Source organism: Dermabacter jinjuensis (genome assembly GCF_902381725.1).
GTDB lineage: Bacteria > Actinomycetota > Actinomycetes > Actinomycetales > Dermabacteraceae > Dermabacter > Dermabacter hominis.
In genome coordinates, this window is sequence record NZ_LR698963.1 from 336,307 (window position 1) to 350,095 (window position 13,789).

14 protein-coding genes are annotated in these 13,789 nt (G+C 65.1%); 8 read left to right on the forward strand and 6 right to left on the reverse strand.

The annotated features are described in order from the left end of the window. Window positions 1-8: 8 nt before the first annotated feature. From FXY94_RS01655 to FXY94_RS01665, 3 genes are all read right to left on the reverse strand, one after another. Window positions 9-641, reverse strand: a complete 633-nt coding sequence (locus FXY94_RS01655) for a TrmH family RNA methyltransferase (RefSeq protein ID WP_016663275.1) — start codon at window positions 639-641, stop codon at window positions 9-11. After that, window positions 641-1,285, reverse strand: a complete 645-nt coding sequence (locus FXY94_RS01660; RefSeq protein ID WP_016663276.1) for a DedA family protein — start codon at window positions 1,283-1,285, stop codon at window positions 641-643. Before FXY94_RS01660 ends, FXY94_RS01655 begins: the two co-directional genes overlap by 1 nt. Window positions 1,286-1,361: 76 nt before the next feature. Beyond that, the gene (locus FXY94_RS01665; protein WP_016663277.1) at window positions 1,362-3,287 is read right to left on the reverse strand and encodes an AMP-dependent synthetase/ligase; all 1,926 of its coding nucleotides are present in this window, start codon (window positions 3,285-3,287) and stop codon (window positions 1,362-1,364) included. 144 nt (window positions 3,288-3,431) lie between these two features. Between FXY94_RS01665 and ypfJ the strand changes: the two genes are divergently transcribed. Next, window positions 3,432-4,346, forward strand: a complete 915-nt coding sequence (ypfJ, locus tag FXY94_RS01670; protein ID WP_016663278.1) for a KPN_02809 family neutral zinc metallopeptidase — start codon at window positions 3,432-3,434, stop codon at window positions 4,344-4,346. 46 nt (window positions 4,347-4,392) lie between these two features. Here ypfJ and FXY94_RS01675 read toward each other — a convergent pair whose 3' ends face one another. Then, window positions 4,393-5,238 (reverse strand): SDR family NAD(P)-dependent oxidoreductase, encoded by an 846-nt coding sequence (locus tag FXY94_RS01675; RefSeq protein ID WP_016663279.1) that lies wholly within the window; start codon window positions 5,236-5,238, stop codon window positions 4,393-4,395. Window positions 5,239-5,286: 48 nt separating this feature from the next. Between FXY94_RS01675 and FXY94_RS01680 the strand changes: the two genes are divergently transcribed. Further along, entirely contained in the window at window positions 5,287-6,126 is an 840-nt protein-coding gene (locus tag FXY94_RS01680; RefSeq protein WP_016663280.1) for an exodeoxyribonuclease III, read from the forward strand. 48 nt (window positions 6,127-6,174) lie between these two features. On the opposite strand, the gene FXY94_RS01685 is transcribed toward FXY94_RS01680, so the two are convergent. Next, the gene (locus FXY94_RS01685; RefSeq protein ID WP_016663281.1) at window positions 6,175-6,711 is read right to left on the reverse strand and encodes a tetratricopeptide repeat protein; all 537 of its coding nucleotides are present in this window, start codon (window positions 6,709-6,711) and stop codon (window positions 6,175-6,177) included. Window positions 6,712-7,086: 375 nt separating this feature from the next. Between FXY94_RS01685 and FXY94_RS01690 the strand changes: the two genes are divergently transcribed. Genes FXY94_RS01690 through FXY94_RS01710 form a run of 6 tightly spaced genes read left to right on the forward strand, consistent with a single transcriptional unit; the run spans window position 7,087 to window position 11,373 of the window. Further along, window positions 7,087-8,202 carry a hypothetical protein gene (locus FXY94_RS01690; protein WP_016663282.1) on the forward strand — a complete coding sequence of 372 codons (1,116 nt, stop codon included), beginning with the start codon at window positions 7,087-7,089 and terminating at the stop codon, window positions 8,200-8,202. Next, window positions 8,199-9,347: a TadA family conjugal transfer-associated ATPase gene (locus FXY94_RS01695; RefSeq protein ID WP_016663283.1), complete on the forward strand. Its 1,149-nt coding sequence runs from the start codon at window positions 8,199-8,201 to the stop codon at window positions 9,345-9,347. The genes FXY94_RS01690 and FXY94_RS01695 overlap by 4 nt, the downstream gene beginning before the upstream one ends. Continuing rightward, the gene (locus FXY94_RS01700) at window positions 9,344-10,336 is read left to right on the forward strand and encodes a type II secretion system F family protein (RefSeq protein ID WP_016663284.1); all 993 of its coding nucleotides are present in this window, start codon (window positions 9,344-9,346) and stop codon (window positions 10,334-10,336) included. The genes FXY94_RS01695 and FXY94_RS01700 overlap by 4 nt, the downstream gene beginning before the upstream one ends. 55 nt (window positions 10,337-10,391) lie before the next feature. Next, window positions 10,392-10,598 (forward strand): DUF4244 domain-containing protein, encoded by a 207-nt coding sequence (locus FXY94_RS01705; protein ID WP_016663285.1) that lies wholly within the window; start codon window positions 10,392-10,394, stop codon window positions 10,596-10,598. Window positions 10,599-10,600: 2 nt separating this feature from the next. Further along, a complete protein-coding gene (locus FXY94_RS10750) occupies window positions 10,601-11,008 on the forward strand; it encodes a TadE/TadG family type IV pilus assembly protein (protein ID WP_016663286.1) in 408 nt (135 codons plus the stop codon). Then, window positions 11,005-11,373: an Rv3654c family TadE-like protein gene (locus FXY94_RS01710; RefSeq protein ID WP_016663287.1), complete on the forward strand. Its 369-nt coding sequence runs from the start codon at window positions 11,005-11,007 to the stop codon at window positions 11,371-11,373. Before FXY94_RS10750 ends, FXY94_RS01710 begins: the two co-directional genes overlap by 4 nt. On the opposite strand, the gene FXY94_RS01715 is transcribed toward FXY94_RS01710, so the two are convergent. Next, window positions 11,330-13,777 carry a DEAD/DEAH box helicase gene (locus FXY94_RS01715; protein ID WP_016663288.1) on the reverse strand — a complete coding sequence of 816 codons (2,448 nt, stop codon included), beginning with the start codon at window positions 13,775-13,777 and terminating at the stop codon, window positions 11,330-11,332. The genes FXY94_RS01710 and FXY94_RS01715 overlap by 44 nt on opposite strands. Window positions 13,778-13,789 lie beyond the last annotated feature (12 nt).

The window sequence follows — 13,789 nt, forward strand, 5'->3', positions numbered from 1 at the left end:
TCTGGCAGCTACAGCGTTAGGTCGCGCGGAATCTCGACGTGCTGACTCACCCACGTGTGCATGACGATCGCGGCGGCGTGCCCGACGTTGATCGAGCGCGTGCTGCCGAACTGAGAAATCGCGACCGTGAGCGCAGCCGCATCGATAAGCGGCTTCGACACTCCCCCGCCTTCTTCGCCGAACACGAGCACGGCGTTTTTCGGCAAGCGCGTGTGTTCGAGAGGGACGGCGCCGGGGACGATATCGACCGCGACGACCGCGCGATCGTTGTCGCGAGCCCACTGAAGGAAGTCTTCGGGCCTCGCGTGGTGAAACTCGTGCTGGTATCGATCCGTGACCATCGCTCCGCGTCGATTCCACCGCTTCTTTCCAACGATGTGGAAGGCTGCGACCCCGAACGCGTTCGCGGTGCGCACGATCGAGCCGATATTGAAGTCGTGGTCGATGTTCTCGATCGCGACGTGCAGGCCGTTGCGGTAGTGGGCGTCGAGGTCCGCGATAATCGCTTCGCGGCGCCAGTACCGGTATCGGTCGGGAACGTTCCGACGGTCGCCTGCTTCAAGCAGTGCCGGATCGTAGTGAGGTTCCTTCGGCCAGTCCCCCTGCCAGGGCCCCACGCCGACTTCGCGCTCGCCAGACATTATTTGACGGCGTCGTCTGGGTCGGGAAGGCCGAGGCTCTTGCGGCGGCGCTCACGGCGAACGAGCTTCACGAAGAAGTAGAGCACCACGAGGATGACGAGCACGTAGCAGACCTTCGAGAAGATGTCCGTGTAAGGCTCGATCACGTGCCATTGCGTGCCAAGGAAGTAGCCGAACGCGAGGAAGATCGAGTTCCATATCGCGCTTCCCAGGGCCGTCAGCAGTGTGAACATGGGGAGTTTCATCGCAAACATGCCCGCGGGAATCGAGATGAGCGAGCGGATGCCCGGAATGAAACGCCCGAAGAAAACGCCCTGCATCCCGTGCTTGTCGACCCAGGTGTTCGTCTTTTCGTAATCCTCGACGTTGATAAGCGGGAGCTTGATGAACAGGGCGCGCGTGCGCTCGGGACCGAGAATTCGCCCGAGTCCGTAAAGGATGTAGGCGCCCAGCGTCGAGCCGATCACCGACCAGATCAGCAACACCCAGAACGAGTGTTCGCCCGTTCCCGCGGTTACGCCCGCAAGCGGAAGGATCACTTCCGAGGGGATCGGCGGAAACACGCATTCGAGCAGCAGCAGGAGCATCACGCCGAAGCCCCCCATCGAGCTCATGATGCTGATCGCCCATTCAACAACGTTCACGGAAAAACCCTTCTTTTCGTGCGCGGGCCGAAGCGCATGTTCGGCCGTACAAGTGTACGTACCCCTTTAGCTGGCACTACTCGCCAGAGGACTCACTCTTTTCCGGCTTGTCTGCCCTTTTCGCCTTGATCTCCGAGGCCTTTTCGACGATCTCACGCTTCACGATTTCGTGAATCGACGCCTTCGGCGCTTTCTCATAAAGCTCCTCGATCGCCGCTTTCGCCTTCTCGAGGAAGGCCGCGCGACGCAGCTTGAGCGAAGGCGTCACTAGGTTCGGGTCCGCGAGATTCGCCCTCACGAGCGCAAACTTCTTGATGCGCTCCGTTCGCGACACGTCGAGGTTCGCGTTCTCGAGATAGGGCAGGATTTCCGCGATGAGCTTGGGATTTTCAATGATCTCGATGTCGTCACCCGAGACCTCGCCGTCCTCCGTGTGCTCGATGAGAAGCGCCGTGAGGTAGGGACGATCATCGCCAACGGCGACCGCGTACGCCACGCTCGGATGCTGTTCGACGGCGCCCTCCCAGCCGGCGGGCTCGATCGTCTTACCGCCGGAGGTCACGATGACATCCTTCGAGCGACCGCTCAACGTGAGGCGGCCGGAACTATCGAGACTTCCCAAATCACCGGTGCGCAAGAAACCGTCGGAATATGCCGCCGCCGTGTGCTCGGGATTGCGGTAACCAGGCGAGACCCCGGGCCCCTTCGCAAGCACCTCACCTTCCTCGCTGATACGGATCGTCGTGCCGGGAACGGGGACACCCACGCTGCCCGCCGTGAGGTCGCCCGGGCGGTTCGCGGCGATCGGGGCGGTCGTCTCCGTGAGGCCATAGCCCTCGATGATCGGGATACCGAAGCCGCGAAAAGCGAGCGCGAGCGAGGGGTGAAGTTTCGCGCCGCCGCACAGGATGTACTGAATGTTCCCACCCAAGAGCGTGCGAATGGTTCGATAGAAGACGCGCTCGTAAAGCGCACGCTTCACCGCGAGGTGGAACGGAAGCTTCGGCCGTTCCTTCTCGTGAAAACCTTCCCCAATCATGCCGATCCGCACGGCTGTTTCACGCGCGTCCTTCCACAGGCGCCCCACATGCTTTTTATCGGCCTGCGCGGCGACCGCGTTAAGGATTTTTTCGAGCACGCGCGGAACGACCATGACAAACGTCGGGCGGATCTCCGCGAAGGTGGGGATGACGCGTGACGTATCGGAGAGGTGGGCGACGCGCATCCCGAGCGCGAGGCAAATGAGTTGCACGCCGCGCGCGAGCACGTGCGAAAGCGGGAGAAAAAGGATCGTCGACCCGCGCTCGTTGAGCACCTCCCCGTGGGAGACGCCGATATTTTGCAACTGCGCCACGAAATTGCCGTGCGTGAGCTGCACGCCCTTCGGGTCGCTCGTCGTTCCCGACGTGTAGACGATCGTGGCGACGTCCTCGAGAGTGCGGGAGGTGCGTGCACGCTCCAGATCAGCCTCGCTCACCGGTGTTTCGGGGTCGCGTGCCGCGAGCGCGCTCACGCATTCGTAGCCGCTCACTTCTTCCATCGTCCACACGCGATCCGCCCCGCCAAGGGCATGCGTGAGCGACTCGGCTTGCTGCGCGGTGCCGGCAATGGCGCGCGTAACCCCCGCGTCTTCGACGATCGCCTCCACCTGGGCCGGGGCGCTCGTATCGTAGATCGGCACGACGACCGCACCCGCCCACAGCGCAGCGACGTCGGCGAGTACCCATTCGTAGCGCGTGGGCCCCATGATCGAAATCGCGTCACCCGGCCTCACGCCTGCAGCGATGAAATGACGCGCCAGGGCGCGAGCGGAATCGAAGAACTCCCGCGTGGTCACGTCGCTCCACACGGTCGCTCCCGCAGCATCGGTGCCGGCAGGGACCTGGAAGGCGATGTGCTCGGGGGTCTCGCCATCCCGTTTCACGAAGAGGTCGGTGAGGCGCTCACTATCGTTCGACTCGACAAGCAGCGGGCTCGTGTATTCGCGCAAAGAGGTGGGCATAAACAGGTACTTTCGCGTCGGATACGGAACCGCAGGCTACGGAACCGTAACCAGTCTAAAGGTTAGACGCTGAATCACATCGCCACGTCGCCTCCGGGTCGCAAACCCCGGGGAAAATCCGGCATGAAACGGTAGATTGGCGGCATGACCTTCAACCCCAATTCCGAGATCCGCTCCGACAACACCCGCCGCAGCTCCGGCGGCGGGGGCGGCATGCGCCGCGGAGGCGCAATCGCCCTCGGTGGCGGTGGCCTCGGCACGCTCGTCCTCGTGATCGTCTTGCTCTTCCTCGGAGTCGATCCGTCGATGCTGCTTGGTGGCGGCGCCGGCCCCGCCCCAAGTGCACAGCAGCCTCAGCAGGGCACCGTTCTCGAGGAATGCCAAACCGGCGCCGACGCAAACGACAACGACGACTGCCTCGTGCAGGCCACCGTCGAGTCCGCCGACTCCCTGTGGGAAGGCCAGGCTAAGAATGCCGGTTTCAAGTTTCAGGAACCACAGGCGGTTGTGTTCACCGACTCGGTTAACACGGGCTGCGGGCCCGCCACCTCTGCGACGGGCCCGTTCTATTGCCCCGCCGACTCCACGATCTACGTCGACACCTCGTTCTACCAGCAGCTCAGCTCGCGCTTCGGGGCGAGCAGCGGTCAGCTCGCGAAGGCCTACGTTGTCGCGCACGAATACGGTCATCACATTCAACGCCTCGACGGCACCATGAATGCAATCGATCGTTCGGGAACGGGCCCCGACTCGGATCAGGTGCGACTTGAGCTTCAGGCGGACTGCTACGCCGGCATGTGGGCTCACCACGCCGCGACAACGGTCGACGATAACGGCACGACGATGCTCGAACCCCTCACCGACAAGGACGTCGACGATGCGCTCAGCGCCGCGAGCGCCGTGGGCGACGACCACATTCAGGGCGAAGTGACGGGCGGGCAGGTCATGCCTGACACGTGGACGCACGGCTCCTCAGCGCAACGTCGCAACTGGTTCGTGAAGGGCTACAACGAGGGCACCTACAAGGCGTGCGACACGTTCGCGGTTGAGCAGCCGTAACAATCCCGGCGCCGTCGGGGCGTTTTCTCCGCCTTCAGGCGTGGGTTCAGTCCCGACGTTTGCGCAGCAATCGATCGAACATCGATCTGCGCGCCGCGGCCCGCTCGACCTTACGCATGCGCGCCTTACTCATCGCATGCGCAATCGCCTCACTTTGGAGTGCACGCCTGAGCGCCCCGGGCGTCGCCCGCCCGAGCGCTTCGGGGTTGTAGGCCAGCGATGGCACCGAGACGACCTCTCCCGCCGCCACGTCTTTGAGGGCATGCTGCACGACGAACGGGGCCTTTAGCCACGTCACGCGCGGCGCGCCCTCCATGTTGACGGCGGCGTTGTGGTGGCTCTCGGTGTGCACGAAACCCGGGATCAGCACGGTCGCGCTCACGCCCGTTCCTTCGAGTTCCTGCGCGAGGTACTCCGTAAAAATAACGACCCAGCTCTTCGCCGCCGCCGAGAGGTTTGTCGCGGTGAATCCCGCCATCGACGAGACGTTGAGGATCGCCCCGGCGCCCTTACGTGTCATCGCCGTCGCCGCTGCGTGTGCAAGGATCAGGGTCGCGCGCACGTCGAAATCGACTTCTTCGAGAAACTCCTCGATCTCTCCTTCAAGAAACGAGGCGCGCACCGAATGCCCGGTGTTATTGACGAGCAAACCAATGGGATCAACGGGGTCGAGCAGGCGGCGGGCCACGCGCTCCACATCGGCCTGGACCGAAATATCCGCCGGGAGAATGCTGACGCGAGTGCCAGACACCGCCTCAATCTGCGCGGCCACTGCCGCGAGGCGATCCTCGTTTCGCGCCACGAGCACGAGGTCGTGACCGCTGCCTGCGAGCTGCCACGCAAATTCGAGGCCGAGGCCGGAGGTTGAGCCGGTGATGAGCGCGAGAGTCATGCCTTAAGCGTATCCACGCGAACCTTCATGCACCCATAGGATGGACGCATGCGAATTGCCACCTGGAACATCAATTCCCTTCGCGCACGGATGCCCCGCCTCCTCGAGGTGATCGATACCCGCAATATCGACGTCATTGCACTTCAGGAGATCAAAGCCAAACCCGAGCAGCTCGACCTCAGCGAGCTCACCGAGCGCGGATTCGAAGTCGCCGCCCACGGCTTTAACCAGTGGAACGGCGTCGCGATCGCCTCGCGCGTGGGCCTTCGCGAGGTGCGCCGCGAGATCCCCTCGATTCCCGCCTGGGGCGAAGGGGATGATGGGGTCGTGGAGGCCCGCGCCATTGGGGCCGTCGTGGGAGACGCCTCGAGCGACTGCGCACCTCTTGAGCTGTGGAGCCTCTACGTCCCGAACGGGCGAGAACTCGACAATCCGCACTATCCGTACAAACTCGCGTGGCTCGAGGCCGTGCGCAATTACGCGGCCTCGCGCCTCGATGCCGGCGGGCCGGGCGAGGCGCCCGGCGAGAACTCGGCGACGCTCTTCGCGGGCGACTTCAACGTCGCTCCCACCGACGCCGACGTTTGGGACATGTCGGCCTTCGAGGGGAAAACCCACGTGAGCGGGCCCGAACGTGACGCCATCGCGGCGCTCGAGAACGCGGGCTACGCCGACCTCACACGCGACTGGCTCGACGCCCCCGGGACCTACACGTACTGGGACTACAAGGGTCTCAAGTTCGCGAAGAAGCAGGGTATGCGCATCGACTTCATGTTTGGCTCGCCCGCAGTGCGCACGGCAACAACCGGGGCGATGATCGACCTTGCCGAACGGGCGCAGAAATCCACGAGCGATCACGCACCCGTGATCGTCGACGTTGAGCTCTAGGGATCGCCTGGGCGCCAGCAGGCGTCGGAAATAGCCAGACGGCTGGGTCTAGCGGCGGCGCCGCGCGCGGTGCTGGATCTCGAGCATGTGCTGCGTGCGTGACATCGCCGCCATACTCGAATCAATGAGGCTCGGATCAGCCCCCGTAAACACGCGCGCCTCGTATGCCTGCGCGAAGGCATTCAGGGCAAGGTCGTAGTGGCCAGCCGCGAATAGCGCCTTCCCGAGGTGCTGGTGAAGAACGGCCTCCCACGAGGTGCCGCGGCACTCTTCGAGCAGCACACGGTACTCAGCGATCGCTCGATCGGTTTCGCCAAGATCCCGGTGGCAATCAGCCGAAATCGCGCGTAAGCGCACCGATGAAGGTTCCTTAGCGAGCCTGCCCTCACACCTCTCGAGCGCCGTCACGGGATCGCCGCTCCAGAGCGCTCGAATAATGTCGCGCGCGTCGTCCTGGGCGAATTCCCGATCGAACGCCTCGACGTCATCGATCACGGGGCGCAGGGTCGTGGGGTCAATGTGCCAGCCCGCTTCGGCGCCGGGAACGGAGGGTGGTGATGGGCGCTTGAGCGTTGTTTCGAGCATAGGCGCGTTCCTCCTTCATTAATGGGCGCGGCGATGATCAGCAAAGAAGAGGCGTGTGCGGGGGATGGGATCCGGGCCAAAAAGGAGGCGCCCTTTCGAGCGCCTCCCCGGGGCCGATCCGGGATCAAGCGTGCACCTGGTGGTGTGGTATCCGCTTTCGACGAATCCGCACCGGTCCGAACGAGGACCACTCGCACGTGGGTTTCGAATCATTCCCTTGCTTGTGATGTCCCCCACTTTACACACTCGATGTGAGCCACGCAACCCCCATTTCGCTTCGTGTTTTTCGCCTCCGGTCTGACCCCACAATCCGCCTCTACCCCCAAGAATGACCAGGCACTGGAATGAGCCCAGGGAGCGGCAAAACATGGAGCCATGACACACGTATTTCCTCGGGTTGAGCACGGACGCCGCGATCCCTCGACCTTCGTGGGCCGCATTCCGCTTGACGCTCCGCCCTCCCCGCACGAACATGCGAGCGCCACGATCGCGTGGCTCGGCAATAGCGGCGAGCTTGAAACCCTCGTGCGCGACCGCGTTCAAGCGGCTGGCTTCGACGTCGCCACGGCGAAAACGCCTCGCGGGCACGTGCGTGCAGTCGTGTGCGAGGCGTCGCTCCTCGCTAGCGCAGCGGAGGCATACCCAGCACTCCCCCTCTTCGCCGCGTGCGAGAACGAGCCCGAACAGCGTGATTACCAGCAAGCGCTTGCCCACGGAGCGCGCTCACTTCGTTTTCTTCCGGAGGAATCCTCGGAGCTTATTAGCGACCTTTCCTCTCTCGCCACGAGCAGCGGCCGAAGCCGTGTGCTCGCGTGCCTTTCGGGACATGGAGGCGCAGGGTCGACGTCTCTCGCGATCGCTCTCGCCCTCGCATCATCAAGCCGAAACATGCCCGCGACACTCGTCGATGCCGATCCCCTCGGCGGCGGAATCGACACGCTCGTGCAGGCCCGGCACGTGGCGGGCGCGCGGTGGAGTGATCTGGGAGCGGCAAGTGGCACAACGGAAGCCGAGGTGCTCCTCGACGCTCTTCCTCTCATCGACGGCTACCGCCTGCTCACCTTTTCGGGAGCGCGAGAGGAATCCGTGAATCCCCAGGTCATCGCAAGTCTTGCGAATGCACCCGGCACTCTTGTTCTCGACGCGCCGCTCGGAACGGGGATCGAACCGCACGTGAGTCCCGACATCACTCTCGTCTCAGTCCATCCGAGCGAACACGCACTCGCCGCGACGGCACGAACCCTCGATGTACTTCGCGGGGTGCATCCGCGCACCCGCATCGGCATCGCTCTGCGCACGCGCCGGCGCGGCGAGAGCTATCGGGCGCGCGACGTGGCCGAGCAGCTCGGCGCGCCCATCGTGCTCGAGTACCGAAGTGCCCGCGAGGGCTTCGTTCCCGGCCTTGATCGAGACCGCATGGGCATCAAAGCCGCCTGCAAACGTTTTCTCGCAAAGCTCGCCGATTCCGGAATGGGCGGGGGTAGCGCATGATTCTCAGCGACGAGCTCCTCACCGGAATTCATGAATCGCTTCGCGAAGAACCGGGGGAAATCGATGCGCGCCGCATCGCGCGCGTCGCTCACTCGCACGGGCTCATCCTCGACCGCGCGAGCCTCCTCGATCTCACTGATCAGGTGCGGCATCATCTCGAGGGTCTCGGCCCGCTCCATGATCTCGCGACCGACGGTGTCAGTGACATCCTCGTCAACCCCGACGGCAGCGTGTGGATCGATTCACTCAACGGTCTCGAGCGTACGAGCCTTACTCTTTCCGCGCACGATGCGCGGGCCCTCGCGACCAGGCTCGCCTCACTCGGCAACCGCCGGCTCGATGACGCGATGCCGTGGGCTGACGCGCAGCTGCCCGGGAACCTTCGCTTCCACGGAATGCTGCCGCCACTATCCGTGGGCGGAGCGAGCATCAGCCTTAGGCGCGCCGCCACCCTCCCCTACTGCCTCGATGATCTTGAGAACTCAGGAACTCTGACGGCCACGGGCCGCGCTCTCGTCGATGCAATCATTCGCGCGCGCCTATCCTTCCTCGTGAGTGGCGGAACCGGAAGCGGAAAGACGACCCTGCTCGGCGCGATGCTCGGCGCCGTCGATCCCCGCGAGCGCATCATTATCGTCGAAGACTCCACCGAGCTTCGGCCCGCTCATCCCCACGTCGTGCACCTTCAGGCGCGCCACGCTAATGCGGAGGGCATGGGAGAGATCAGCCTCGCGACCCTCATCAGGCAGTGCCTGCGCATGCGGCCCGATCGGATCATCGTCGGCGAATGCCGAGGCGCAGACATCCGCGAGCTCCTCCAGGCACTCAATACGGGGCACGAGGGCGGGTGCGGAACGCTCCACGCGAATACGGCGGCGGATGTCCCCGCGAGGCTTGAGGCCCTCGGTGCGCTCGCCGGCCTCGATCCACTTGCGCTTGCATCGCAAGCACTCTCGGCAATCACGGTCGTTCTCCACATGCACCGTTCGCGCGAGGGACGTGCCCTCTCAACCATTTCCCTCCTACAGCGCGGGAAGGATGGGCGGCTCGAATGCGTGCCCGCAGTCAGTTTTGGGACCCGTGAGCGGCGCTTTCCCGCCTTCGATGCGCTCGAGGCACGCCTCGGGCACGGGGGTGCGAGGTGAAAGGCCACGCTCGACTATCGGACGATGCGCTCGCCGGCCTTCTCGACCACGTGGCGATGGCTCTCGGCGCGGGGGTGACGGCACCGCAGGCGTGGGCCGCCGTCGCAGATGCCACATCCACGCCTCGGGAAAAGCATTTTGCCGAAACTATGGCGCGCATTCCTCCCGCACTGGTGCAGCGCATGAACGGGGTCCTCAACGCGCCTCGCGAGGCGGTGCGCGCGGTCGTTTTGTGCCACGTCATGTGCGAGAGCACGGGGGCTCCGCTTTCCGGTCTACTCACCTCACTCTCCGGTGGACTTCGCGATTCTTCCGACGCCACCAGGGCACGCACAGCAGCCTTCGCGGGCGCAAAGACGACGGCCCGAGTGCTCATGGCGCTGCCGCTTTTCGCTATCGCTCTCGGGTATGCAATGGGGGCGAATCCTTTGCGCGTGCTCCTGGCGTCGCCGCATGGATTTCTCATGCTCGCGGCCGGAATCGTCCTCACCGCGGCCGGTTTCGCGTGGATGAACCGCATGCTCGCTGCAGCGCGCGGAGAGGGCGCGGACATCGACCCGTTGATCGTGATCGATTTGATCGCGAGTGTTGTGCACTCTGGGATCCCACTCGCAGCGGCGTGCACGCGCGTGGGCGAGGCCCTTGACGACACGGAGCCGGGGCCTGCGCTCCTCGAGGCCGGCCGTGCGCTCGCTCGGGGCATGGCCCCCGCCGAGGCGCTATCGAGGCTCGAGGGGGACCTTTCGGCTCTCACAAGCGCGGCGAGCCTCTCTCATGTGACGGGTGCACGCCTCGCGCCGATCCTGGCGGCCGTCACTCGCGACCGTCGCCGTGCGCGGTTGCGCGAGGTCGATGAAGCCGCCGCGCGGCTCTCGGTGCGTCTCGTGCTCCCCACCGGCCTCACGATTCTGCCGGCCTTCGTGCTACTCGGTATCGTCCCGATCATCACGGATCTCGTCACCACACACTTCGGCCAACTGTGGCCGTAGGCGCGCGGCATCCGCCGCGTGCAGCACCACACACATCCTTGAAGGGGATACATCAATGATCGACAACCACACGACAGAAAAGACGGAACTACGGACCCGCGACATTCTCGCGGATGATACTGGCGCGACAACCGCGGAATATGCGGTGACGATCGTCGCCGCGTGCGCCTTTGCCGCGCTGTTGTTCGCCGTGCTCACGAGCGGCGAGATGCAGGGCATCCTTACGAGCCTCATTCAGGGCGCCCTCCACTCGGCGGGCTGAGCATGACACCGGAAGCCGAGACACGTGCGCGCACCTTGAGGCGGGCGCTTCGTGCGGATTCCGGTGCGGCCACGGCGGAGACGGCGGTGGTCCTCATCGCCGTCTTCGCCCTCCTCGCACTGGTCATGTCACTGGGTGGCCTGTTCATCAGCCACGCGCGTCTCGCGGAGGGGGCACGTACCGCCGCACGCGAAATGATGATCTCGGCCGATCCCCATGCTGCGATCGCAAAAGCGGAAGTCGTAAGCGGCAAGGAGGCCACGTTCACCATAAGCACGAGCGGCGAATGGGTCACCGTGGAAGCACACGCAACGTGGCACGTCGGCGGGCCGATCCTCGGGGCCACAATTCCGCTCGAGGCGAGTGCCCACACACGCCTCGAACCACACCTCGTAAGGAACGGGCCGTGAGGGCGGGGTTTTGCGAGGAGCGCGGTAACGCGACGGCCACCGCTCTCGGGGCGATCGCAATCATCTCGGCGATCCTCACGGTCCTCGTGGGGCTCGGGATCGTCCACCACGGTCGCTCCCTTGCCGCCTCAGCCGCTGAACTCTCCGCACTCTCGGCTGCGGATGCACTGGCCGGCGGCGCCTCGAGCGGGGCATGCGAGATCGCTTTGGAGGTCGCTGAACGGCACGGCGCCCTTCTCCAGAGCTGCGACGTGAGCGGTCTTGAGGCACACGTGACAGTCACCGTGAGAGTGCACGTGCCGCTGCTCGGCAGCCAGCCCCTTACCGAGGCGGCGCGTGCCGGCCCAGCTCCCGCAGAACCGTGAGCGCGCCCTTCTTGTTGAGGGGCTCGTTGCCGTTGCCGCACTTCGGAGAGACGACGCATGCGGGGCAGCCCGCCTCGCATCCGCATGTCTCGATCATGTCGGCGGTCGCGCGGATCCATGCAGGGGCGCTCTCGTAGGCGCGCTCCGCGAAGCCGGCGCCGCCCTGAGCGCCGTCGTACACGAAGACCGTGGGCTTTTCGGTATCGGCGTGCAGGGCGGTAGACACGCCGCCAATGTCCCAGCGGTCGCACGTGGCAAGGAGGGGAAGCATCGCGATCTGTGCGTGTTCGGCCGCATGGAGGGCGCCAGGGAAATCGGCTTCCTCGAGGCTCCATGCGTGGAGGAGGTCTGCGGGGATCTCGAACCACACGGCCTTGGTAACGAGGGTGCGCGCGGGCAGATCGAGCGGGTGTTCGCCGAGCACGGCGGAGGTGTAGATGTCGCGCGCCTGGTAACCGGTGACCTGGTCGGTGACCTCGACCTGCCCGAAGCACACGTCGATGTCACCCCACTGTTCGCTGCGCTCGACCTGGCGCACGCTGATCGACGAGGTCTCTTGCGGCTGGGTTGTGTGCTGCGGGCTCTCCCGACGCACCATCGCGACGGCGTTCTCGACATCGAGGTGGTTCACGACGTACGAGACTCCCTGGTGGAGATAGACGGCGCCGTCGTGGACGTACTGGTGGGCGGTCGCGGCATCGACCGTGCCGATCAGCTGCCCGCTCGCCTGATCGACGATCCGCACGCTCTCACCTCCACTTCCACGTAAATCGGTGAGGTCGTGGGGGCGCTCGTCAAGGGTCCAGTACCACCCGTGAGGGCGACGCCTGAGGATTCCCCTTCCTGCTAGGTTCTCGAGAAGCTCCCGGCTCGTGGGCCCGAAAAGCTCCTCCTCGCCGTCGCGAATGGGAATCTCCGCAGCGGCAGAGCACAGGTGGGGCGTCATGACATAGGGGTTGGAGGGATCAAACACGGCGGCCTCGACGTCGGCTTCGAGGATCATCTCGGGGTGACGCACAACGTACGTGTCGAGGGGATCCTCGCGCGCAATAAACATTGCAAGCGCCTCGCGCGACTGAGTTCCGTGGGCCCGGCCCGCGCGCCCGAACTGTTGCCACAGGGACGCGCGCGTCCCCGGCCACCCCGTCACGAGCACGGCATCGAGACCGGAGATGTCGATGCCAAGCTCGAGGGCGTTGGTCGAGGCGAGGCCGAGAAGCTGTCCCGAACGAAGCGCTGCCTCGAGTGCGCGGCGCTCCTCGGGAAGATAGCCGCCGCGATAGGCGGCGATGCGCGTGGCCCGATCGGCAAGCATGGCGGATCCGGTCGCTTCCGCGGCAGCGTTGACGGCGCGCTGTGCCCCCTTCGCGACGAGCTCGCTCGAACGCCGCGAGCGAGTAAAGACGAGCGACTGCGCCCCCTCGCATACGAGGTCACCGAGTAGAGCGCCGGCCTCGGTGGGGGCAGGCCGCCGTCGGACCTCCACGTGGGCTTTCACCCCGGCCTTTTCCGCCTGCTCGCGCTCCTCTTTCGCCCTGCGCGCGGCCTCGCGCGCGTCCTCGCCCTCGTCGAGATCGGCGATTCCCGGCTCCCACAGCGCAATCGTGAGGGGGTTTTTCGGCGAACCGTCCTCGGTGACAGCCGTGACGTTCCTACCCACGAGCCGGGAAGCGCTCACCTCCGGGCTCGCCGAGGTTGCCGACGCGAGCACGAAGGTGGGCCGTGCGCGGTAGTACTCGGCGATGCGGGCGAGGCGTCGCATCAGCATGGAAACGTGTGCCCCAAACACGCCACGGTAGACGTGGCATTCGTCGATGATGATGTATCGCAGCGTTCGAAAGAACGGAATCCAGTGCTCGTGACCGGGAAGGATCCCGTAATGCAGCATGTCAGGGTTTGTGAGCACAAAATTTGCGTGGCGGCGCACCCAGCGACGCTGTTCGGTCGGGGTGTCGCCGTCGAATACGGCGGCGCGTACGTCCCCGAGGCCGGCCCCGTCCACAAGCCGGCAGATCGACGTGTACTGGTCGTAGGCAAGCGCTTTTGTGGGGGCGATGTAGAGGGCGCTCGCGCGCCGGGCCGACGGATCCTCTCGGCGTGCCTGAATATCGGTCAGCGCGGGCAAGAGATAACCGAGCGATTTTCCCGAAGCGGTAGAGGTAGCGATGACCGTGTCGCGACCCGCGTGCGCAAACTCGGCGGCCTCAACCTGGTGCCACCACGGGCGTTCGATCCCGCTGTCTTCGAGGTAGGCGCGTAGTGAGGGGTTTGTCCATCTCGGCCACTCAGCGAAGCGTGCCTCGCGAGCGGGCCGGCGCTCGATATGCCGGAGGGAGTCAGTGCGATGCGGGGGCGTAGTGAGGCGCGCGAGCGCCCGTTCGGCATCGAAAGCCTCGCTCCTCACGTGCCGCCTCCA

Excerpts from the sequence above, each read along its gene's own strand:
- FXY94_RS01655 (WP_016663275.1), bottom strand. The coding sequence starts at position 641 with ATGTCTGGCGAGCGCGAAGTCGGCGTGGGGCCCTGGCAGGGGGACTGG.
- FXY94_RS01665 (WP_016663277.1), bottom strand. The coding sequence starts at position 3,287 with ATGCCCACCTCTTTGCGCGAATACACGAGCCCGCTGCTTGTCGAGTCG.
- ypfJ (WP_016663278.1), top strand. The coding sequence starts at position 3,432 with ATGACCTTCAACCCCAATTCCGAGATCCGCTCCGACAACACCCGCCGC.
- FXY94_RS01675 (WP_016663279.1), bottom strand. The coding sequence starts at position 5,238 with ATGACTCTCGCGCTCATCACCGGCTCAACCTCCGGCCTCGGCCTCGAA.
- FXY94_RS01680 (WP_016663280.1), top strand. The coding sequence starts at position 5,287 with ATGCGAATTGCCACCTGGAACATCAATTCCCTTCGCGCACGGATGCCC.
- FXY94_RS01685 (WP_016663281.1), bottom strand. The coding sequence starts at position 6,711 with ATGCTCGAAACAACGCTCAAGCGCCCATCACCACCCTCCGTTCCCGGC.
- FXY94_RS01690 (WP_016663282.1), top strand. The coding sequence starts at position 7,087 with ATGACACACGTATTTCCTCGGGTTGAGCACGGACGCCGCGATCCCTCG.
- FXY94_RS01695 (WP_016663283.1), top strand. The coding sequence starts at position 8,199 with ATGATTCTCAGCGACGAGCTCCTCACCGGAATTCATGAATCGCTTCGC.
- FXY94_RS01705 (WP_016663285.1), top strand. The coding sequence starts at position 10,392 with ATGATCGACAACCACACGACAGAAAAGACGGAACTACGGACCCGCGAC.
- FXY94_RS10750 (WP_016663286.1), top strand. The coding sequence starts at position 10,601 with ATGACACCGGAAGCCGAGACACGTGCGCGCACCTTGAGGCGGGCGCTT.